Annotated in this window: 22 protein-coding genes; 10 read left to right on the plus strand and 12 right to left on the minus strand. The window is 40.9% G+C overall.

The genetic code is table 11. From position 1 onward, the window contains the following. Positions 1–55: 55 nt before the first annotated feature. Entirely contained in the window at positions 56–1,423 is a 1,368-nt protein-coding gene (locus tag L1266_RS15485; protein ID WP_235377856.1) for a TrkH family potassium uptake protein, read from the minus strand. Then, on the minus strand, positions 1,420–2,079 hold the full coding sequence (locus tag L1266_RS15490) for a potassium channel family protein (RefSeq protein ID WP_054553462.1): 660 nt from the start codon (positions 2,077–2,079) through the stop codon (positions 1,420–1,422). Before L1266_RS15490 ends, L1266_RS15485 begins: the two co-directional genes overlap by 4 nt. 177 nt (positions 2,080–2,256) lie before the next feature. Between L1266_RS15490 and L1266_RS15495 the strand changes: the two genes are divergently transcribed. The 3 genes from L1266_RS15495 to L1266_RS15505 all read left to right on the plus strand — a co-directional run bounded on the left by L1266_RS15495 (position 2,257) and on the right by L1266_RS15505 (position 5,218). Next, positions 2,257–3,561 (plus strand): DUF4118 domain-containing protein, encoded by a 1,305-nt coding sequence (locus tag L1266_RS15495; protein WP_235377857.1) that lies wholly within the window; start codon positions 2,257–2,259, stop codon positions 3,559–3,561. Beyond that, positions 3,554–4,222 carry a response regulator gene (locus L1266_RS15500; protein ID WP_054553464.1) on the plus strand — a complete coding sequence of 223 codons (669 nt, stop codon included), beginning with the start codon at positions 3,554–3,556 and terminating at the stop codon, positions 4,220–4,222. Before L1266_RS15495 ends, L1266_RS15500 begins: the two co-directional genes overlap by 8 nt. Before the next feature lie 93 nt (positions 4,223–4,315). After that, positions 4,316–5,218, plus strand: coding sequence for a diguanylate cyclase (locus L1266_RS15505; protein ID WP_166338343.1), 903 nt, complete (start codon positions 4,316–4,318; stop codon positions 5,216–5,218). Position 5,219: 1 nt separating this feature from the next. Here the strand turns inward: L1266_RS15505 and L1266_RS15510 are convergent, their stop codons facing one another. The 4 genes from L1266_RS15510 to L1266_RS15525 all read right to left on the minus strand — a co-directional run bounded on the left by L1266_RS15510 (position 5,220) and on the right by L1266_RS15525 (position 8,297). Further along, positions 5,220–5,915, minus strand: a complete 696-nt coding sequence (locus L1266_RS15510; RefSeq protein ID WP_138599348.1) for a class I SAM-dependent methyltransferase — start codon at positions 5,913–5,915, stop codon at positions 5,220–5,222. A 124-nt stretch (positions 5,916–6,039) separates the two neighbouring features. Beyond that, a complete protein-coding gene (locus tag L1266_RS15515) occupies positions 6,040–6,543 on the minus strand; it encodes a GNAT family N-acetyltransferase (protein ID WP_235377858.1) in 504 nt (167 codons plus the stop codon). 57 nt (positions 6,544–6,600) lie between these two features. After that, complete coding sequence (locus L1266_RS15520) at positions 6,601–7,218, minus strand: glutathione S-transferase family protein (protein ID WP_138619778.1); 618 nt, start codon at positions 7,216–7,218, stop codon at positions 6,601–6,603. Between the two features lie 47 nt (positions 7,219–7,265). After that, complete coding sequence (locus L1266_RS15525) at positions 7,266–8,297, minus strand: NADP-dependent oxidoreductase (RefSeq protein ID WP_268842773.1); 1,032 nt, start codon at positions 8,295–8,297, stop codon at positions 7,266–7,268. 166 nt (positions 8,298–8,463) lie between these two features. Here L1266_RS15525 and L1266_RS15530 point away from each other — a divergent pair, with 166 nt between their 5' ends. Then, positions 8,464–8,898 (plus strand): hypothetical protein, encoded by a 435-nt coding sequence (locus L1266_RS15530; protein WP_054553470.1) that lies wholly within the window; start codon positions 8,464–8,466, stop codon positions 8,896–8,898. An 11-nt stretch (positions 8,899–8,909) separates the two neighbouring features. Next, entirely contained in the window at positions 8,910–9,752 is an 843-nt protein-coding gene (locus tag L1266_RS15535; protein WP_235377859.1) for an SMP-30/gluconolactonase/LRE family protein, read from the plus strand. Here the strand turns inward: L1266_RS15535 and L1266_RS15540 are convergent. The 3 genes from L1266_RS15540 to L1266_RS15550 form a co-directional block, all read right to left on the minus strand. Beyond that, positions 9,749–9,982 (minus strand): helix-hairpin-helix domain-containing protein, encoded by a 234-nt coding sequence (locus tag L1266_RS15540; RefSeq protein ID WP_054553472.1) that lies wholly within the window; start codon positions 9,980–9,982, stop codon positions 9,749–9,751. The genes L1266_RS15535 and L1266_RS15540 overlap by 4 nt on opposite strands. An 18-nt stretch (positions 9,983–10,000) precedes the next feature. Then, positions 10,001–10,345, minus strand: a complete 345-nt coding sequence (locus L1266_RS15545) for a lactoylglutathione lyase (protein WP_138599343.1) — start codon at positions 10,343–10,345, stop codon at positions 10,001–10,003. Positions 10,346–10,481: 136 nt separating this feature from the next. Further along, on the minus strand, positions 10,482–13,217 hold the full coding sequence (locus L1266_RS15550; protein WP_235377860.1) for a TonB-dependent receptor domain-containing protein: 2,736 nt from the start codon (positions 13,215–13,217) through the stop codon (positions 10,482–10,484). A gap of 259 nt (positions 13,218–13,476) precedes the next feature. Between L1266_RS15550 and L1266_RS15555 the strand changes: the two genes are divergently transcribed. Further along, complete coding sequence (locus L1266_RS15555) at positions 13,477–14,682, plus strand: anhydro-N-acetylmuramic acid kinase (RefSeq protein WP_235377861.1); 1,206 nt, start codon at positions 13,477–13,479, stop codon at positions 14,680–14,682. Between the two features lie 3 nt (positions 14,683–14,685). Here the strand turns inward: L1266_RS15555 and L1266_RS15560 are convergent, their stop codons facing one another. Beyond that, positions 14,686–15,162, minus strand: a complete 477-nt coding sequence (locus L1266_RS15560) for a hypothetical protein (RefSeq protein WP_054553476.1) — start codon at positions 15,160–15,162, stop codon at positions 14,686–14,688. Positions 15,163–15,368: 206 nt separating this feature from the next. Then, on the minus strand, positions 15,369–16,145 hold the full coding sequence (locus tag L1266_RS15565) for a helix-turn-helix transcriptional regulator (RefSeq protein WP_235377862.1): 777 nt from the start codon (positions 16,143–16,145) through the stop codon (positions 15,369–15,371). A gap of 147 nt (positions 16,146–16,292) precedes the next feature. Between L1266_RS15565 and L1266_RS15570 the strand changes: the two genes are divergently transcribed. Beyond that, positions 16,293–17,192, plus strand: a complete 900-nt coding sequence (locus L1266_RS15570) for a DMT family transporter (RefSeq protein ID WP_082389271.1) — start codon at positions 16,293–16,295, stop codon at positions 17,190–17,192. A gap of 8 nt (positions 17,193–17,200) precedes the next feature. Here the strand turns inward: L1266_RS15570 and L1266_RS15575 are convergent, their stop codons facing one another. After that, positions 17,201–18,085 carry a LysR family transcriptional regulator gene (locus L1266_RS15575; RefSeq protein WP_054553478.1) on the minus strand — a complete coding sequence of 295 codons (885 nt, stop codon included), beginning with the start codon at positions 18,083–18,085 and terminating at the stop codon, positions 17,201–17,203. A gap of 111 nt (positions 18,086–18,196) precedes the next feature. Between L1266_RS15575 and L1266_RS15580 the strand changes: the two genes are divergently transcribed. The 3 genes from L1266_RS15580 to L1266_RS15590 are packed head-to-tail and all read left to right on the plus strand — an operon-like array spanning position 18,197 to position 20,692. Next, the gene (locus L1266_RS15580; protein ID WP_235377863.1) at positions 18,197–19,102 is read left to right on the plus strand and encodes a DMT family transporter; all 906 of its coding nucleotides are present in this window, start codon (positions 18,197–18,199) and stop codon (positions 19,100–19,102) included. Positions 19,103–19,117: 15 nt separating this feature from the next. After that, a complete protein-coding gene (locus tag L1266_RS15585; protein ID WP_054553479.1) occupies positions 19,118–19,444 on the plus strand; it encodes a gamma-glutamylcyclotransferase family protein in 327 nt (108 codons plus the stop codon). A gap of 30 nt (positions 19,445–19,474) precedes the next feature. Continuing rightward, positions 19,475–20,692 (plus strand): MFS transporter, encoded by a 1,218-nt coding sequence (locus tag L1266_RS15590; RefSeq protein ID WP_235377864.1) that lies wholly within the window; start codon positions 19,475–19,477, stop codon positions 20,690–20,692. Positions 20,693–20,726: the final 34 nt, after the last annotated feature.

Genomic DNA, 20,726 nt, shown 5'->3' on the forward strand with positions numbered 1-20,726 from the left:
TTTAGTGCTTTTCAAGTTCACAGGTTTAACACTAAAAAGTGTCAAAACTGTACACTTAACCAATTTGAATACTGGTAGTCGGGTAGGTTAAAGGTTGGCTGTGCTGGCGAGCAAAACAATAAGCAAAGGTTAATGGCCCAACCCGACCTATCAGCATCAGCAGTATGATGATGAGCTGACTAGGCGCACTTAAATCCCCAGTTATACCCCGCGAAAGGCCTACGGTACTGAGTGCCGAAATTGTCTCAAAGGTGATATCAAGTAACGACCCTTGTTCAAGCTTGGTGATGATCATAATGCTGGTAAAAGCGATAAATAAGTACAGTATCATGACGCTTAATGCCTTGATCACTAACTTGTCGCTCAGCTGACGGTTAAACACGGTGACCGTGGTTTGCTGTTTTAAATAGCTGCGCATCGCTAAAATTAGGATCACAAAGGTGCCTAGTTTTATGCCGCTCGCCGTACTGACTGAACCACCGCCAATTACCATCAGCAGCATAGTCAAAAGCGTTGAATCTTGACTCAAGCCATCAATCGGTAGGGTATTGAACCCTGCGGTACGAGGAGTCACTGCTTGAAACCAAGCCGTTAATATTTGCTCAGACGTTGATAGCGGCGCTAATGTCGCGGGATTGGCGTGTTCAAAGAAAAAAATCAATATAAATGCGATGCAGTTGAGCACTAAGGTGGCAATTAACACCAGGCGGGTATTGGTCGATAATAATGACCAGCGCTTTTGTTTGTAGATATCAATCAGTACAGTAAACCCTAAACCACCGATGATAAACAAAGCGGTGATCACTACGTTTACGGTTATATCGCCCTTGAATGCCGATAAGCTATCGCCACTTAATGCAAAGCCCGCATTATTGAACGCCGAAATCGTATAAAACAGACTGTGATAGGCGCTTTTTAGTGCGCCATAGTCATCGAACCAACTAATAAAGAGTAAGCAAAATGCCACCGACTCAATCACTAATGAATACACTAAAACATACTTAGCAACTTTGATCACCGAGGTTAAATCGTTAGTGTCAAAAGCGCGGCTGGCGAGTAAGCGTTGTTGTAAGCCTAGGGTTTTTCCTAAACTTAAAATTGAAATCACCGCCACGGTCATAAAGCCAATGCCACCTATTTGAATCAGCAGCATGACCACGCTTTGACCAAATACAGTCAGATCAGTACCTGTGTCGATGACCACCAGCCCTGTTACTGTAACCGCAGAGGTTGCCGTAAATAATGCATCGAGCCAGCTGATCGGTTGGGTGCTTGCCATTGGTAGCATAAGCAAGCCCGTGCCGAGCATAATTAACACAATAAAGCCGATAGTAAGCACTAAAGGTGGGTTTATTTTTTGCCGCTTACGGCACTTTACACCGCTAAATTGTTTTGGATAAACGTTGGCTTGCCAGTTGATCATAATGCACGAAACCGTTTTGCTAATTTAGTTAAGTAAGTTTTAGAGCCCAGTAGCACCAGACTATCGCCGTGACGCAGTTCGGTGTCGTTAGTCAGCTCTGTATTGAAGTAATCATCACGTCGTAGTGTGAGTGGTTTAATATCGCTATTACGTTCTTTGAGCAGCCAGCCAATTTTGCGACCTGAAAGCTGCAGATCAATGCCTAGTTCAACAATAAACGTGGATTGGTTAAGCGGGAAATATTGATTAACCATTGGGTAGTTAAGCGCTTGCGCAACCCTCACGCCCATTTCTTCTTCAGGGTGAATTATGCGGTCAACGCCAAGTTTACTTAGTATTTGATGGTGGCTTTTGGTACAGGCTTTTACCCAAATTTGCTTTACGCCTAAGTTTTTTAAGTGCAATACACATAAAATACTGGCTTCAATATTCTCGCCAATGGCCACCAATACGGCTTGGCAACTGGGTAAATCGAGCCGTGCTAATTGTGTTTCATCACTGGCATCAACCACCACGGTAAAACTGAGTTGGTCGGCATAGTGATTAACGGTGCTTTCGCTAATATCGGCGGCACACACTGTATGACCTTGTTTTGAAAGTTCTAAACAGGCGGTTACGCCAAAACGTCCTAATCCGATTACTGCAAACTGAGCCATAGTCTTTCTCGCTATTGTGGGTACGCGCTAAATGCTAATGCCAAAAAAACAGAAGTCTCTAGAGAGCTTGAAAGCTTTATAAAGATTTTATGCCGAGATAAAAAAACTTTATAAAAACTTTATAGTGACAAAATTGAAAACCCTTTAATCTAATAGGGATAAACAATAAGTGAAAAGATGATGCAGTCAGTATTCAAAATACAGTATTTAAAAGCCGCATTTTTAAGTGTGTTGATGCCACTTGTGGTGGTGCTTGCGATATTCCCATTTCGAGAACTGTTTACAACCACCGATATTGTGATGCTTCAGCTTTTGTGGGTGACATGGGTTGCGGTGCGCAGTAATCGCCGTGTTGCAGCGCTTACCACCTTGGTGAGTGTTGCCTGCACGGACTGGTTTTATGTGGTGCCGTATTTTACTTTTCATATCGAAAATATTGAATATGTGGTCACCTTTTTGGTGATGTTGATTGTGGGTTTAGTGATAAGTCACTTAGCCGGGGAGCTCAATACTAAGGTTCGCGATGTGCAAGCCCATGCAAGTAATAGTCGCTTATTGTATGAGTTAGCAAAAAAGCTTAATGATCTCGATAGCCTTGAGGAGCAAAAGCAGCTGTTTTTAACAACCATGGCCGCGCATTTAAAGGTTGCGTGTGATTGGCAGCTAACAGCGTCAAAGCAGTTTATTTATTTAAACGAACAACAAGCTGAATTTGGTGGTATTGCGTTTGCCAAAACGCTAAATGCAGAGCAACAGGCTTTGGCGAATACAGCGTGCTCTTTACTGTATCAGGTTCAAGAAAAAACCTTATTACGCGAGCAATCAGCGGCGATAAAAGTACAGGCGGAGCTAGAGAGGTCAAAAAACACCTTGTTGCGCAGTTTATCCCATGACTTACGTACGCCATTAGCGACCATTATGGGCGCATCAAGCATGTTGGCTGATGATGATATCCAACTAAGCTCTGAGATTATCAAAGAGCAAGCTGCTAACATTTATGAGCAAAGTAAAATACTTAACCAGCACTTTGATAAAGTCATGGAGCTCAGTAAAGTTAATAAGTTAGCTGAGAATATTAAATGGCAAAAGCTGCCTATTTTGACCTTAATTAGCGAAGCAAAATCTCGTCGTCAGCAGCAACTACAAAACTTTAAACTGAGCATCGAGGCTCAGCAACAAAGCATCTGTTTTGGCGATGAAACCCTACTAGAAATTGCCTTTGCCAATATGCTCGAGAACGCAGCTCGTTACGGAGATGGTTCGGCGAATATGCAATTTATTGAAACACACAATGAATATCAAATTGTGCTAACCAATCCTTTTGCGAATAAGCATGAGACGAGTCAAGATGAAGGTGTTGGACTAGGGAGTGTGATCTGCGATGTGGTTGCTAAATGTCATCAAGGGCGCTTTGAATTAACCCTCAATGAGCAAACAAAGCAAGCAACAGCTATATTAATTTGGAGTAACAGTCGTGGCTAATATTTTGGTTTTAGAGGATTCACCACCTCTGCAAAGTTTTTTAAAAACACTATTAAAAGCCAGTGATCATGAAGTTAGTGTGTGCGCCAAAGGGCTTGATGCGTTTGCACTATTAAGCCAGCAGCAGTTTGATTTAGTGCTGCTTGATTTAGGCTTGCTCGATATGGATGGGCAAGATTGGCTGGTGGAGTTTAGGCAGTGGAGCCTGCTCCCTGTATTAGTACTTTCTGCACGCGACGGCGAAACAGAAAAAGTCACCGCCCTTGATAACGGCGCCAACGATTATCTAACCAAACCATTTAGTGCAAACGAATTACTAGCGCGCATTCGGGTGCTACTTCGCACACAAACAACACCCAGCCTAACTTTGCAATGTGGCGATATTCACATCGACCCACATAAGCACGTGGTCCGTAAAGGCGCTGAAGAAGTCAAACTAACTAAAAAAGAGTACGCTATTTTACTGTTGTTGTTTCAGCAAAAAGATAAGGTGTTAACGCATAACGCTATTTTATCTGAAGTGTGGGGAGAGCAGTATATTAACCGTCCTGAATACGTGCGAGTACATATTGGTCAGTTAAGACAAAAACTTGAACAAAATGCGGCGAGCCCTAAACATATCTTAACCGAGCCCGCCGTAGGTTACCGCTTAGTTGAATAAACTATCTCTTTACATCGCTTTGGGTTGAGTTTGTAACATTCCTTAGGTACTGTTTTAGAGAATAATAATAAAGCGGAAGTCCCTTCATTGGCCATGCATCAAATTAACAGACAAGGTATTAGTTCATTGTCGAATACACAGCTCGAAGATGTGATTGCAGAAATTGAGCAAGCTATTGAGTGGCACCAGTCATGGTATAAAAACTTATTAAGGTGTCTAATTGCAGATACTCCCGCAAATGAACAAGACTTAGCAGATAATGCTCATAACTTTTGTCGCTTTGGGCAGTGGTTTAATAAGCTACCTGATCAGACTATAAAGCTTCACCCTCACTTTTCTGAAATCGCTTCTGCACATAAAAAAATGCATCAAGGAGCGAAAGTCTTGTTGTCGTTAAAAGAGTCTAAGACTGTTATTCCAGTAAACTTATTAGACCAATTTCATGCGGATTTAGATAGATTACGCGAGTTATTTGACTGCCTTATCGATGAGTTTACTGAAGTGCTTCACACACGCGACCCTTTAACGGGTGCATCAAATCGTACGAACTTATTAGAAAACCTGCAAAAAGAACACGAGCTGTGTAAGCGTAAATCACTAAGCTGCGCACTGATAATGATCGACCTTGATCACTTTAAGCAAGTAAATGATGAATTTGGTCATGCTGCGGGCGATAAGGTGTTAATAGCCCTCGTGAAATGCATTAAATCTCAGCTAAGAAAATACGATCAATTATATCGCTATGGTGGCGAAGAGTTTTTAGTCTGCTTACCACAAACAGAGCTTGATGATGCTAAGTCATTTTCTGAACGGCTAAGAGCTGGCGTTGAGGCTTTAAAAATCGACATTAGCAACGATAATCACATTAATGTTACAGGCTCATTTGGCGTAACGCTGATAAACGCCGATGATAATATTGAAACGGCAATCGAAAGGGCCGATGAAGCTATGTATCAAGCTAAAAAGTCAGGCCGCAATCGAGTGTGTGTGGCTTAAACTATTCTTTAACGGCGGTAAATGCTTTTATTAGGCCAGCTTGATAAAAAGAGTAAACGCCTGTAAAGCCTGATTCGGCAATGATGTTTTCGATGACTTGAGATTCTTTTAAAGCAACGTCATTTTCATAAGCTAGTTTTACTCTTTCAATTTGTTCAGGACTGACTGCGGCTGATGACATAACGCTTAACCAGTGACTAAGCAGCATTGGGTAAGTTTTGTCACTTTGATTAGCACTTAAGTCTGCGCTGACAAGTAACCCACCTGCTTTTAAACGTTTTTGAATATCAGCAAAAAATGCCACTCGTTTAGGTTCATCCACAATAAACTGCGATACTAACACGGCTGTCGCTGCATCAAAGGGCATCAAGTTTTTAAGTGAATCTACGTAACCATTATGAAACTGGCAGCGATGTGCCACCCCTGCTTGCGTTAAATTGTGTTTGCATACTTTGATCATTTCACTCGAGGGTTCGACTGCGGTGAAACTAAATGTGGGGAAGGCCTGTGCTAAATGCAAAATTTCATTTCCGGTGCCCGCTCCAACGCAAAGAATATGCGCATTGCTTGGTAGTTTGCTGAATAAAGGTGTCATCATAAAATACAAGGCCTGGCTAATGGGGGCCATGTTTTGCCATTGTGAATCATAATTAGCTGCTTGTTGATCAAATAAGGCGGTGACTTCGTGTTGTTGCATAGTAAAAACCTAGTAGGTAACTTTAAGTGTTACAGAAGTGGTTAGCTTACTTTATTTTAGGAAACTTTAAAAGTTACTTAATAGGGCATTCAAATGATATGGTGATGTATGCATACTCATTTGCTTAATTTTTAGGTTTTAATAATGAAAAAAGGTGGGCATTAAATAAGTGTCCTTTCTTGAACATCGCGTTTTTTAAAATGGCATCTTGCTCGAAGCCTAGTCTTTGCAGCACCTTCATTGAGGCAGGATTATCTTCGCACACGTAAGCAAACACTCTGGCGATTTTCGTTTTAGAGAATACTGTTTCGAGTAGCATAGATGCAGCTTTTACAGTGATACCTTGCTGCCAGTACTCTTTTGCCAGCCAGTAACCTAACTCACCTGAGCGAGCAAATTCAAACTCGCCTGGGTGCACACTCACGCATCCAATAAGTTTATCGTTAAATATAACGGCTTTAATGAGCTGACTTTGACTTCCTTCATTAATCCACCACTGAGCATCCTCGTAACTATAAGGAGAGGGGATTTTAGTTGATAGGTATTGTGTAACATCCATGTCGTTAAGAATAGCAACAAGTTGTTTTGCATCTGACTCTACGAAGTCTCGAAGTGTAATCACGCTCATCCTTTGGAGTTTTGTAAGTGTGTGTGCGAAGGCATTGGAGTATGCCTTTGCTTGTCTTTATCCGTATTTGGCTTCTAACTCATTTGCTGTACGATAGCTCTCATAGGTGTTTAATCGCTCGAAATACCGCTCTATTTCTGCAAAATGAGACAGTATGCCAGACTCAGCGACTTTCTCTATGACGAATGACATCATAAAATCAGCGCCAGTAAGGTTGTCATCAACAAAGTACTTTCTACCTTTCAAATGTTGATTAACATAGCTGAGTATTTTACCAATTTCATGGTCGGCATAATCAGCTATGAAGTTAGTTTTACAGCCATCTTTTGTAATAAATAGTTTTAATAAAAAAGGCACCATTGCTGAGCTTTCAGCAAAATGGAGCCATTGTTGATAATCAATGTAACTCTCACTTTGCTGGTTTGGCATAAACTTACCTTTGCCATACTGAGTTATTAGGTAGTCAGTTATCGCGCCCGATTCAGTAATTACTTTACCGTTATCTTCAATCACAGGAGCTTTACCGAGAGGATGAATTTGTTTTAACTCATCAGGTGCTAAAAATGTCTCTTTATTACGTTGGTAGGCAATAATGTCGTAATCAACGCCAAGCTCTTCGAGCAGCCAAATAATACGCTTAGAGCGTGATTTGTTTAAATGGTGTAATTTAATCATTTGTTATCCTTAATAGTGACGCAACATTATTTGTTGCGCCTAATTTTTTAAATTGGCTGCTGAACTTGCACCACGGTTTTACCAAAGTTTTCACCATTTAACATGGCGTTAAAAGCATCTAGGGTTTTTTCGAAATCAGTTTCAAGGTGCTCTTTGTATTTTATCTTGCCGTCGTTCAGCCATTGTTGCATATCTTGTGCAAACTCACCGTAACGATCGCTGTAATCATCAAAGATAATAAAGCCTTGTACTTTAATACGTTTTCTGAGAATTAAGCCCATCAACATAGATAAGCGATCAGGCCCTGGTGGTAACTCAGTTGCATTATATTGTGATACTAAACCACATAGTGGGATTCGTGCTTTTGTGTTAAGTAAAGGCAGTACCGCATCTAAAACATGACCACCGACGTTCTCGTAGTAAACATCAACACCTTGATCACAGGCGTCCTTAAGCTGTTCTTCAAAGTTATCGGCTTTATGATCTATGCATGCATCAAACCCTAAGTTCTCAATCGCATGCTTACATTTTTGTGAGCCTCCAGCGATACCAACGACTTTACAACCTTTTAATTTGGCTATCTGACCGACGGTTGCTCCCACCGGCCCTGTTGCTGCAGCTACAACCACTGTTTCGCCTGCTTTTGGTTCACCAATATCTAGTAGTCCCATATAAGCAGTAAACCCTGGCATACCTAAAATACCGAGTGCATAGGAAGGAGTATCTGGACTTTCTCCTAACTTCATCAGTCCTTCAGTATTACTTATCGCATACTCCTGCCAACCAGTATAGGCAAGTACCCATTCACCTACTTTATAATCAGGGTGCTCTGATTGCTCTACCTGACACACTGTCGCACCAACCATCACATCGCCAACTTCAACAGGGTCAGCATATGATTCTGCATCGCTCATACGGCCTCGCATATAAGGGTCAAGAGATAAATAAATTGTTCTTAGTAAAACTTCACCTTGTTTAGGTGAGGCAAGAGTAGATGTTTTTAAAACGAGGTTATTTTCTGTTGCAGGGCCTGTTGGACGTGATTCAAGAATATACTGACGGTTTTTAATTTCAGTCATACTTATCTCCTATGATTTGTTTTAAATCCTGTTTAATAAATAGGTGCGGGCATGTAATTAGAAATCAATGGCGAAATTGTTACCGAGTAGAAAATGATAATTTCATTCAAACGACAATCCATTTTGCACGGTATAGTGTAAAGGTGTATGCTGGAAAAATAATCAAATGGCGAAACAAATTGATATGAAAGGTATTTCTCTTATAGCTTTTACGCTTGTTGCGGGTTTTATGGCAAGGAGTGCGCATGCTAATACAAGTGTTTTATCGGTTGATCCTATCACTCCAGGAAACGTATTTGCGTTTGAAAACGACGCAAGACGTTATCCAAAGCAAAGTGAGTTTAGTATTGTTCACAGTGTTTCGATGAGCAGTGAAAGCGGCCGACGATTAGCTGTGGTAACTGTTGAAAACAAAGCATCAGGATCGCGTATCTTACAAGCAGACCATATTATGGCTTTATTTGCCGATGGGCGTCGCTTACACCCGTTAGCTTTTGATGAAGGTATCAAGTTAGATGATGGTGAAAAGCGCTCACTGACTTTATCTTTTGGTGAAAATGAATACCCCATTTTAGCGGTATACACGAGTTTAGATGAGTAAAAGGCAGGCCCATGAAATTACCTAAGCCACTGGCAATAACACTACTTTTAAGCTCACCGTTAGGTTTTGCTATTGATAGCCAAGACTTTGTTAAAGATAACGTGTTCACGCAAGGCATTGAAGGGCCAACCATGTATAACGGTGCCCTCTACGCGGTGAACTATGCCCAGCAAGGAACGGTTGGCCGCGTAGATAACATGGGTAAAACATCGTTGTTTGTGCGGTTACCGAATGACAGCGTTGGTAATGGCTTACAGTTTGACTCACAAGGTAATTTATTTATTGCCGATTACATTAACCACAATATTTTAAAAGTACCTGCTGGCAGCAATAAAGCAGAAGTGTTCGCCCATAATAGCAAGATGAATCAACCCAATGACATTGCTATCACCAAAAGTGGGGCGCTGTTTGCAAGTGACCCTAACTGGGCGAACGAAACGGGTCAGCTATGGCGTATTAATGCGGATGGCAGCACCCATTTACTCGAAAAAAACATGGGGACTACCAATGGAGTAGCGGTTAATAACGACAATACCAAGCTCTATGTGAACGAAAGTGTGCAACGAATCGTTTGGCAATACGACTTAGATGACAACTTAAACATTAGTAATAAAAAAGTTTTGATTAAATTTGCTGATCATGGCCTAGACGGCATGCGCGTTAATAATCAAGGGCATGTGTTTATTACTCGTTATGGCGCAGGGAAAGTGCTTGAAGTCTCGCCTACCGGCAAGCTTTTAAATAGCTATCAATTAAAAGGCCAGCATCCAACGAATTTGGCTTTCAACGAGACGCAAAACAAAGTGTATGTCACCATGCAAAAGCGCGGGGCAATCGAAGTGATTGAACTTTAGCCTTGCTTTGCTCGCGTAATAGCAGCGGTGATTGCCGCTTTTGCTTGCGGACTATTCTTCCAGCAATTTGAATGCAGCATCGACGCTACTCGCTCAGCAATAGTGTTGGCATCAAACCCAGCTAAGTCTTCAAACGATTCAATCCCAACTTCTTCGAACCGTTTTATAACCGTTGGCCCTACACCCTTGAGTGCTAAAAGCGCGCTGCGTTCTTGTTCGTTAAATGGCATGTTTTTGTTCCTTGTTCATTAAATAAATTCAATGATTTGCCATAACTCGCCTGCAGGACCCCAAAGACTGAACTCTTTTCCCCAAGGCTTTTGCGTTATGTCGCTGTACTTCACATTAAAGTCATTTAGTCTACGTAGTTGTGAATAGACTTCATCAATATCTAATACACTCAACTGCAACATCAGGTTGTTTGCTAATTGAGGTTGATAAAAATCTTGTAAGAAAAATCCGCATTCCCCACTTTCACATAGACAAAGTGTGTCTGAAACGGAGGTTAACTCAAATCCAAATGCTTTGTAGAAAGCTTGAGATTGTTGGTAGTTCTTACTTGGTACAAAAGCACGGATGTCATCTACTTGCATAATTTTCCTTCCATATTGAAGGTACTTTGCCATATTAATTTTACATAGCAAATCTAATTTTTAGGCAATAAAAAAGCGCACCGGGCAGGGTGCGCTTGAGGGGATCAATCCTGTGTAGCTAAAACAGTAGGATTAATTAGAAGCTTGGGGCATATCTCAGTGAAACACCGACTGAACGGCCAATCACACTGTAATCACTCACGGTGTTAAAGTGGTTTGCGCCTACCTCAGGTGTTGGTGGTTCACGATCTAATAAGTTATCGACACCAAAGTTAACAGCAAGTTCCTCGTTAACTTGCCATGCAGCAGCAAAATCTAAGTAATTTTGTGCTGAAATTGTTTCTGAACGGTCGACAGCATACTCTACTTCACCTATTCTGCGCCAGCCAAGTTGGAAGTTCATGTTATCTAACTGCCAATCAATGCTTGCGCGATGTTTGTAGTCAGCTTGTAAAATGCTCGCAAAGTCACCCGAACAGGCGCTGCCGTAAGTTCCCTTACAGTCAACTTCAGGCACTGTGCTGTTGTTTTGACGGGTTTGTTTAGTAACAAAGTTACCTTGGTACGAGAATCTAAAACGACCACCCATTTGCTCTGGTGCATCAATCACATAATTTGCTGCAACGTCGATACCTTCTTGCTCAATGGCGGCTAAGTTAAAGTCATTAACGATGGCTGTGCTAATAAACCCCGTGTTTGGATCGCGAAGTACCGCACCACACAATGGGTTGTTCGGATTCGGGTCATCAACATAACAGCTTTGTAGTGCCGCACCTGGCTGAATTTGGCTCACCGCATCTGTTACACGAATACTGTAGTAATCGAATGATAAATCAAAGCCTTCTAAGTAGCTAGGTGTGTAAACAATGCCTAAGGTGTCTGATTCTGCTTGCTCAGGTTTAATATTCGGGTTACCACCATAGGTGTACTCTGCGGTACTTGAATCGAACTCGGTGCCAACAGGCGGCGCGCCAAACGCAGCACATTGAGCCGCATCACCGGTGCCCAGTAAACATGGATCGCCGTTATAACGCCCTGCTAGTCGTGGCACAAACTGGTCGCTATTTTGGTCAAATAACGATAACGAGAGCGCTGTGATTGGGCTGGCAAACTCACCTAAGTTAGGTGCTCTAAATGCGGTTAAGCGGTTGGCGCGAATACGAATGTCGCTGTTTATTGCCCAGTTGATACCTAGTTTGTAAGTGTCTTCTGCTTCGGTATTTGAGTAATCAGAAATACGGTAGGCACCTTCAAAGCTAAGCTCTTCAGCAAAAGGTTTATCAACTAAAATAGGCACTAAAATTTCGGCGTAGAACTCTTCAGAGCTAAAGCTTGCATCCATATCAAATGCGCTAATAGACGCAAAGCTGGTGCCGTTTCTAAATGCATCGCCCGGTGTTTGTTTACCTGTTTCTTTACGGTATTCATAACCGATTGCAAAATCGATAGCACCGGCTGGTAATTCAAATAAGAACCCAGAATCACCCGATAGTGTTGCTGAGATCACACTTTGAGTACGGTCGCGAGTGGTATAAAGCAGCGGATCGCTAAAGTCGCTGAAATCAAGGTTTGGATCAAAAATATCCACTGAATTTGCAAGGGCAGCAAAACGACTATTACCGTTGTTATCATTGCGGTATGCGTTGTTGTAAATGGTGGCTACTTCGTCCGTTTTGCCGTACTGACCATATACGTCATAACGTAAGTAGTCAGTTAAATCACCTTTTAAGCCCAGTTGAAATTGCATTGAATCACGCACCGCTTCGGTGTGTTGCACGCCTAAACCTAGGTTACGTTCAACATTAACAAGGGCATTGCCTTCGCTATCAAACGTAAGTTGGTCGCGTAGTTCATCTGGAATATACGCATTGTCTTGCGTGAGGGTCACTTGCTCGTTTACAAAAATCGGTGTTTGACCACTGGCACCCGCACCATTTACGGTCACTTTAGAATACATTGCGCGGCCATAGGCAATGGCACTGTCGCTTACATCAAAGTCAAATAATAAGCCCGCAGAAAAACGGTCCATCGGTTGAGTTAAATAACGGTCAGCTGTGAAATCAGTTGTTTGACGCTCACTTGTTACAGCACCAGAATCAGCAATACCGATGCTGTTGCCAGAGGCAACGTCAGTATAATAACCACCGCTGTTGATCATTGCCGTTGAGTTTTCAAGCGCATAGTCACGCTCGCCGGCTAATAGCTCTTTTCGTTCGGTGTAACCAATATAGCCTGTTACATGGCCGCGACCGTCGGCGATGTCACCACCAAAAATTGCTTCAAAGTTAAGCTTTTCGTTACCGCCGTCAGCACTTTCGTAACTGGTTGAGAATTCAGCGCCAGTAAAATCATCGTCTAAAACAAAGTTAACAACACCAGCTACCGCATCGGCACCGTAAACCGCTGCTGCACCACCTGTTAATACATCAACGCGTTTTATTAACCCGGCTGGAATAGTATTTACATCAACCGAGTTACGAAAACTAAATGGTACCGCGCGAGTGCCGTCAATAAGAACCAATGTGCGGTTTTGACCAAGGCCGCGTAAATCAATCGTTGATGAGCCAAATGAGTCACCGACTGTGGCGCCGGTGCTGTTGGCACCCGCCGCAGCTTGTGGCAGTTTCGCGGTAATATCTTCAACGTTCACTGCACGGTCTAGGTGAATTTGTGCTTCATCAACGCTCACTACAGGACTACTTGAGACCAGCTCAGTACGTTGAATACGTGAACCTGTTACGGTGATCACTTCAGGTTTTTTTGCTTCAGTGCTTTGCTCTGCGTGTGCATAACTAATTACTGAACTTACAGCGAGAGCTAAAGGTGATAGCAGCAATAGCGAGCGATGCCCTGTTGATGTATTTGCTTTCATGATGATTCCCTTGCGTTTTATCATTTAAATCAACGCAGGTTGGTGTCTGACCTAGACCATTTAGTTAATTTAATGAGTCATACTTTTTGTTATGATGCTTGTGTGCTCTCCTTTTGGGGAGCTCACCGGTACAGTTTTAAAGCAATTTAAAAGTCTTTGCAATAATTATTCTTTAAATCTATTATTTTAAAATATAAACTATTCCAAGTCGTTAACCCGCTTATTTACATCTAATAAGCTGATTTTAAGTGATTTATTTATGCATCAACATATTGAAAAACTGTATTTAAGCGCAAAAAAAGAAAGAAAATTAATAATTGGTCTAATGAGTGGCACCTCATTAGATGGTCTTGATATTGCGCTATGCGAAGTATCAGGGCAAGGCATGGATACTCATGTCGAAGTCGTAAAGTTTACGACGGTCGACTACGACGATGATTATAAAACGCGTGTAAAGCGAGTGTTCGCCAAACGCGAATGTGACCTTGAAGAAGTCACTTTACTCAATCCTTGGATTGGCCAATTACATGGGGAAATGGTTGCCAAAACGTTAGCCAGCTGGGGAGTAGCAAAAGAACTTGTTGATGTGATAGCTAGCCACGGACAAACTATTTATCACTGCCCTAAAAACCAACACAAACGCCCTGAATATGGTAATGCAACACTACAAATTGGTGATAGCGATCATTTAGCGGTGACTGCAGGTATTACAACCATAGCTGATTTTAGACAAAAGCACATTGCAGCGGGTGGTGAAGGTGCACCGCTTGCTGTATATGGTGACTACTTGTATTTCACAAGCTCCAGCGAAAACCGCATATTGCTTAATATGGGCGGCATTGCAAACTTAACCTATTTACCTAAATCGGCAGATGCACGAGCGGTTTTTAGCTCTGATATAGGCCCCGGCAATACCATTATGGATGCTTATGTGCAGCGTTATTTTGCACCACTTCATTATGATAAAGATGCCGCTATTGCAACAAAAGGCACGGTAAGTGAAGGTTTACTCACAGCGCTGTGTGATGATGCGTTTTTTGCTTTAGGGTTTCCAAAAACCACCGGGCCAGAAGTGTTTAATCTAGCCTATTTAGCTGCAGCACAAGCACGCTCGAATACGCAGAACTTATCGCACTTTGATGTAATGGCAACCTTAGTGCAGTTTTCAGGGTTAATGATTGCTAAAGCAATTAACCAATGCAGCGAAGGTTTGACCGATGTGGCTGTATACGCCAGTGGTGGTGGGGTCCATAACCCATTATTAATGGACATTATTTTGGCTAATTGCCCAGCGCTTTCTGAGATAAAAAATACCGATTCGTTGGGGATTAATCCAGATGCAAAAGAAGCTGTGTTATTTGCTATTTTAGCGAACGAATGTCTGTCGGGTGGGCAACAACGCTTTGGTAATACCGAGCAAGGGATCCCCGATATTACCATGGGTAAAATTAGCTTTGCTGACTAGGCCCTAGAAAAAGGCTAAAAAGCTTGCGCCAATATTACTAATGTAATGGCGTAAGCCCTGGTTTTTAGCTTGCTCAGAAGTTAATAGCTCTGGTGATGTGCTAGCTGCAATACTGACATCAAACTGGGCGCTGTCTTTAAGTGTTGCATGCAAGCCGTGTAGCATTAATTGCAATACAAATTCACCACTATGAGTAACGTTTTCTAAGGTAAGCATTATAACGTGCTGTTCTAGATCGTGTTGCGTTAAAGTGTGTGCAGTAAAATACGCCGATTCGCGCGCATCAGGGCGGGTTGCACTGATAGAGATCACATCGCCTTCATGGGCATCATCTGGTAGCACACAACAAAACACAACACGCTTTTGCTCATTAGCCGCAAAATGCAATTGTTCGTATTCCATAGTATGCGCAAGTGCAGCACATAAAGGGTCTTCACTAGAGGGGAGTGCAAACGAAAGTTGCACCAAGGCACTATCCATTACTTCTTCATTACGTTAGGTGATTAAATTAGCGTCAATTATTGATCAGTTAAATGACAGAATTATGACTATTGTCATATTGCGGATTATATATTTTAGAAACAGAGAAAAGTTGTACTTTCTAGAACGAGTAGCAAGACTAATTTCAATTTGCTCAATTATTTGTAGTATTAATAGTCATATTGATTAAGCTACGGGTTTGATAATTATTCTTTACTTTCAATATAGTAAATAACAAAGGTATTAGAATAATGTTCGGGTTTTAATGATACATATTTATAGTGCCTAAGTGTTCCTTTGTCATCTAGCACAGACTTTTCTCCTTCCCGAATTCTCTTTACTTCATAGTCTTGCCACATTTGGCAAAACAACTCACTACGAGATTTAAGATCGTCTAAGACGGCCTTAAAGGCTGATTTGTCTGTAGCTAAAGCAAAGTAAGAGCGGAATGAGGCAATGGTGTTTTTTGCTGCCTGCTCCCATTGAGGAATACGTCGCTTATACTCATCATTTAAGAACATAAGCTTTAATGAGTTTCTATCAGCTTTAGGAAGGGTAGACCAATCGAATATCTTTTTGGAAGCCGCCTCATTCCAGTACTCTATATCCATATTTTCTCTGCGAATAAATGCAGGATTCGGTTCAAGTGCACGAATTAGCGCTTTTAATTCTTCCGACACTTCCTCTTGCTCTTCTAGAGCAGGTTTATTCCCGAAAACAATCGCGTTTAAATACTCTTGTTCATCGTTAGTTAGTTTTAATACTGTGCCAATGCGATTAATAGCTGCACGCGATATACTGATTTCTCGTCCTTGCTCTAACCAAGTGTACCAACTGACACTTATAGCAGCCAATTGCGCGACTTCCTCTCGACGAAGCCCTTTTACACGCCTTCTTCCACTGGTAAAACCATAATCTTCAGGGTTTATTTTTGCACGGTGTTTGGTAAGGAAGGTTTTTAAGTTTTCGTGTTTAGTCGTCATAAAATGTTTAGCCTATGACTATTTATCACAGTATAAATGCCCATATTTTACGCTTATCTTGACTGCTATATAGTGCCACCATCTTACACCTTCCACTGCTTTTGAGCTAGTTAGGTCCTTACAATTCAATGAGTCAGAGGTGGATCAATGTCTCAAGAAAATGTTTATTCGGCATCTCCAAATTACTGGAAACCTATCTTATTTGTTGCAGCACCATGGGTATTTGTTTTTTTATGGAGTACAGGGTTTGTTGGCGCAAAATTTTCGCTTCAATATAGTGGTCCATTTCACTTACTGTTTTTTAGAGGGCTATTTTCATGTGTTATTTTTTTATTTTTATCGGTTGTGCTAAAGGTTAAGTTTCCTTCATTGAAGAGCGTTAAACAGCAATTAATAGTAGGGCTTTTTCTGCAAACCTTTTTTCTAGGTGGCTGTTTTTTCGCAATTAACAAAGGGCTTCCTGCATCAGTTGTGGCATTAATTACGGGTTTACAACCAGTGTTAACGGCGGTGCTGGCATCAATAATACAAAGCAAGCAGTTAAAGAAGTTGCAATGGCTAGGGATTGTAGTCGGGTTTTTAGGTGTTTTTCTTGTGCTTTCGCCAACTAAATTAGGAGGTGAATTAAGTTTAATTGGTCTACTTGCAGCATTTTTTGGTTTAACAGGTGTGACGGTTGGTGCAATGTATCAAAAGAAAGCGGTAAGTGATGGGCATATTTTTGCATCTACTTTCTTTCAATATATTCCCCTTGCTGTCGTGATGGGAGTGGTGTCATTTTTATACGAGCCAAACACACCGACTTGGAACGCACCTTTTATTATTAGTATATTGTGGCTTGTGGTTGGTGTGTCTGTAACGGCCATATTGTTGCTTATGTTTATGATAAAAAATGGAGAATCGACAAAGGTAGCATCCTATTTTTATTTAGTACCAGTACTCACAGCTGTCGAAGCATGGATTTTATTTGATGAAAAAATCAGTTTTGCAATGTTGTTAGGTATGGGCTTATCAATAATAGGGTTACTGCTTGTACACAGAAAGTAGCGACCAAGCTATGGCTCTCCTCTTAAATGGTCAAATAAAACTTTAGATAGCGCACCAATTTGTGCACCTTTTTTAATACAAAGAGTTAAGTTTCTTTTTGACCATTTTTCATCCACTTCTATGATTTTTATATCTAAAGAGCGCCAGCAGCCTATTGAATCATATGGCAATAAAGCAATGCCCACACCAGAACCAACCATTCTACATACAGCATCAAAACTTTTAACTTGCGCTCGAATATTTAGATGGCAATTTAGGCCTGCGGCTTTATTCATCATAAAAGTATGGATTGCAGAACCTTCGTTCAAGATAACAAATGGAAAACTGACAGCTTGAGAAAACTGTATTTTGCTAAATTTAGCAAGAGAATGCTCGCTTGGAACAATGATGACCAATCGATCTTTCTTATAAGGATAAAACTCCACATTATCATAAAGGCCATTTTCAGCGACGATCCCTAACTCAACTTCTCCTTGTGCTACGGCTGTAATTATTTCTTCGCTTGTGTGTTCTTCTAAAGCAACTCTAACACCCTGATTATTTTCTAAAAAGGTCCCAAGATCTTCTGGCAAGTATGTATGAATAGCATTGGTGTTTGCCCATAATTTTACTTGCGATAATGCACCTTTAGTAAAAGGAGCAATATCAGATTGCATTTGCTCTAACGTAGCTAATGTTCTTTTGGCATATCGAAGAACGATTTCACCTGCTTTTGTAGCAGACACACCTCTTGGTTGACGCTCCAATAATTGAGTACCTAAATTATCTTCGAGTAGTTTAATTCGATGGCTCGCTGATGATGGTGCCAAGAATACTTGCTTAGCTCCTTGAGTTAAGTTCTTTTGTTCTACCACAGCGATAAATAGTTTTAAGTCAGTAAGATCAAATTTCATTCTAAGTTACCATTCGTTATTAACGAACTCTTATTGGTTAATTAGCAATTCTAACGTTGAGCAGTTATGTGGCATTGTAGCGTCACTTTTTACAATGAAAAAAGAAATTCTGTGGGTTTAAATCGTTTAACAAGCAATGAAATCGGTATTATCTTAGCGGTTCTTTCTGCTGCAGGTTTTTCTCTAAAGGCAATATTTGTAAAACAAGCTTACTTAATTGCTAATGTTGAACCTATTACTCTTCTTAGTTTACGAATGCTTTTTTCATTCCCTTTATTTATTCTTTTTGGCTATTCAAGCTTAAAAACAGGCTTTTCATTGACCAAAAAAGAAGTTCTTTTACTTATTTTGCTCGGTGTTGCCGGCTATTACGGCGCATCAATTTTGGATTTTATGGGCCTAGAGTATATTTCAGCAGGATTAGAGCGCATTATTTTATTCTCATATCCCATCCTCACGATTTTTATGGGGGTTTTATTTCTGGGTAAACAATTTGAAAAGCGGTTGGTTGTACCTACAGTGCTATGCACATTAGGGGTTGTTTGCGCATGTTTGAGTGATTTCAAATTTGCTGGAGGTAGTCACAGCATTTGGCTTGGCGCTGCTTTAGTCTTTGGCTCTGCGCTATGCTACGCATTTTACCAAGCTTTTTCAGAGCCAATGATTGAGAAACTAGGCGCAATGCGGTTTTCTTTATTGGCTATGTTTGTATCTATTTTTGCCGTTCAGCTACATTTTTTTATTCAATTACCAATAGAGAGCCTAATCCAACCTACTAAAATTTATACAATTTGCTTTATGATGGCTTTATTCTCAACTGTCCTCCCTGTCTTTTTGCAATCAAGCGCTATTAAATATATAGGAGCGGCAAGGTCTGTACTTGTAAGTACTTTAGGGCCTATTTTGACTTTAATTCTAGGGTGGATATTACTTGATGAAAAAATCACTTTGTTGCAAGTGTTGGGTATGTGTTTAGTTTTAATTGGTGTTTTGGCTATAAAACGTAAGAGAGTTTAATTTAAGAGGAAACAGATGGAATCATTATTTATATACGGCACCCTTCGTAAAGGTTATCCAAATGAACACATACTAACTAACATTGGCGGTAAGTTCACAGATGCTTCTGTATTTGGTCGTTACATAAATGTTGGGTGGGGAGTCGAAATGGGCTGCCCTGCACTGAGTCTAGATCCTCAGGGCGAGGAAATTAGAGGGCAAATATTTAGTTCATCACATTTAACTAAACATTGGGAGTTTTTGGATGAATTTGAAGGCAGTGATTATCATCGTGTTGAAACAAGTGTAAAGCTTGAAAATGGCCAAATGTGCACTGCGTTTGTTTATGTTGCTAAAGAATAAGACTAATTAACAGAATACAGAGGAACTAATATGTCTGCCCCCATCAAGCTTTTGAGCTTTTCTATTGCCTTTGTTTGTATTTTATTATCATTAAACTTTGGCCTGAGATCATCAATGGGCTTTTTTATGGCCCCGATTTCTGATGAATTTGGTTATGGTAGAGAAGTTTTTGCTTTCGCACTCGCTTTACAAAACTTATGGTGGGGTTTATCACAACCCTTTGCAGGAGCACTCGCTGATAAATATGGAACATGCAAAACAGTCATTGTTGGCGCGCTTTTATATGCGGGTGGTCTTTATGTAACAGCTTCATCAAATTCCATATTGAGTTTGAATTTGGGTGCAGGCTTACTCATGGGGATGGGTATTGCTGCAACAGGGTTTGGCGTTGTTTTACCTGCTATGGCAAAAATGGTTTCTCCGGATAAGCGAGCATTTGCACTTGGCTTAGGGAGTGCTGCTGGCTCCGCAGGGCAATTAATATTTGTTCCCGTTGCACAGGATTTTATTGCAGCTTATGGCTGGAGTAATGCTCTAATGTTATTAGCTGGTGGTGCATTATTAATGGCTTTAATGGCTGGGGTATTTAAAGAAAATACAGACCCTGAACAAATGTTACAACCAATCACTGTAAAGCAAACAGTAAAAGAAGCGTTAAATGAAGCACTCAGCTATCCACATTACTGGTTAATAGTGATCGGCTTTTTTGTATGTGGTTTTCAATTAGCGTTTATTACAGTACATATGCCAGCATTTTTAAGTGACAGAGGTTTTACCGCAAACGTTGCCGTAGCAAGTTTAGCTCTTATTGGCTTGTTTAATATTTTCGGTTGTTTGGTCTCTGGGGCTTGGTCTGGTAAGTATTCTAAAAAGAATTTATTAACGCTTATTTATGCACTGAGAGCTATTGCTATAGCGCTATTTATGCTTTTACCAATGACTGAAACATCAGTAATTTTATTCTCAATCTTAACAGGCTTTTTATGGTTGGCCACTGTACCGCCAACTTCCGGACTCGTAGCACAGCTTTTTGGTTTGCCACATATGGGGTTACTTTACGGTATCGTATTTTTAAGTCACCAACTTGGTTCATTCAGTGGTGTTTGGCTAGGCGGTTATCTATACGACTTAACAGGATCATATGATGTCGTTTGGTGGAGTGCTTGTGTAATTGCACTTGTTACGGCTGCAATTCACGTGTTTATAGATGAGAGACCAGTTGAGCGGTTACGTATTACTACAAATTAAATAACACCTAGTCTTGTTTTCATAAAGTGAAAGG

The organism is Pseudoalteromonas sp. Cn5-37 (assembly GCF_021532495.1).
GTDB lineage: Bacteria > Pseudomonadota > Gammaproteobacteria > Enterobacterales > Alteromonadaceae > Pseudoalteromonas > Pseudoalteromonas simplex.

Bases quoted from the DNA above. Each gene is read 5' to 3' on its own strand.
- L1266_RS15485 (WP_235377856.1), bottom strand. From the start codon at position 1,423: ATGATCAACTGGCAAGCCAACGTTTATCCAAAACAATTTAGCGGTGTA.
- L1266_RS15490 (WP_054553462.1), bottom strand. From the start codon at position 2,079: ATGGCTCAGTTTGCAGTAATCGGATTAGGACGTTTTGGCGTAACCGCC.
- L1266_RS15495 (WP_235377857.1), top strand. From the start codon at position 2,257: ATGATGCAGTCAGTATTCAAAATACAGTATTTAAAAGCCGCATTTTTA.
- L1266_RS15505 (WP_166338343.1), top strand. From the start codon at position 4,316: ATGCATCAAATTAACAGACAAGGTATTAGTTCATTGTCGAATACACAG.
- L1266_RS15510 (WP_138599348.1), bottom strand. From the start codon at position 5,915: ATGCAACAACACGAAGTCACCGCCTTATTTGATCAACAAGCAGCTAAT.
- L1266_RS15515 (WP_235377858.1), bottom strand. From the start codon at position 6,543: ATGAGCGTGATTACACTTCGAGACTTCGTAGAGTCAGATGCAAAACAA.
- L1266_RS15520 (WP_138619778.1), bottom strand. From the start codon at position 7,218: ATGATTAAATTACACCATTTAAACAAATCACGCTCTAAGCGTATTATT.
- L1266_RS15525 (WP_268842773.1), bottom strand. From the start codon at position 8,297: ATGACTGAAATTAAAAACCGTCAGTATATTCTTGAATCACGTCCAACA.
- L1266_RS15530 (WP_054553470.1), top strand. From the start codon at position 8,464: ATGGCGAAACAAATTGATATGAAAGGTATTTCTCTTATAGCTTTTACG.
- L1266_RS15535 (WP_235377859.1), top strand. From the start codon at position 8,910: ATGAAATTACCTAAGCCACTGGCAATAACACTACTTTTAAGCTCACCG.
- L1266_RS15540 (WP_054553472.1), bottom strand. From the start codon at position 9,982: ATGCCATTTAACGAACAAGAACGCAGCGCGCTTTTAGCACTCAAGGGT.
- L1266_RS15545 (WP_138599343.1), bottom strand. From the start codon at position 10,345: ATGCAAGTAGATGACATCCGTGCTTTTGTACCAAGTAAGAACTACCAA.
- L1266_RS15550 (WP_235377860.1), bottom strand. From the start codon at position 13,217: ATGAAAGCAAATACATCAACAGGGCATCGCTCGCTATTGCTGCTATCA.
- L1266_RS15555 (WP_235377861.1), top strand. From the start codon at position 13,477: ATGCATCAACATATTGAAAAACTGTATTTAAGCGCAAAAAAAGAAAGA.
- L1266_RS15560 (WP_054553476.1), bottom strand. From the start codon at position 15,162: ATGGATAGTGCCTTGGTGCAACTTTCGTTTGCACTCCCCTCTAGTGAA.
- L1266_RS15565 (WP_235377862.1), bottom strand. From the start codon at position 16,145: ATGACGACTAAACACGAAAACTTAAAAACCTTCCTTACCAAACACCGT.
- L1266_RS15570 (WP_082389271.1), top strand. From the start codon at position 16,293: ATGTCTCAAGAAAATGTTTATTCGGCATCTCCAAATTACTGGAAACCT.
- L1266_RS15575 (WP_054553478.1), bottom strand. From the start codon at position 18,085: ATGAAATTTGATCTTACTGACTTAAAACTATTTATCGCTGTGGTAGAA.
- L1266_RS15585 (WP_054553479.1), top strand. From the start codon at position 19,118: ATGGAATCATTATTTATATACGGCACCCTTCGTAAAGGTTATCCAAAT.
- L1266_RS15590 (WP_235377864.1), top strand. From the start codon at position 19,475: ATGTCTGCCCCCATCAAGCTTTTGAGCTTTTCTATTGCCTTTGTTTGT.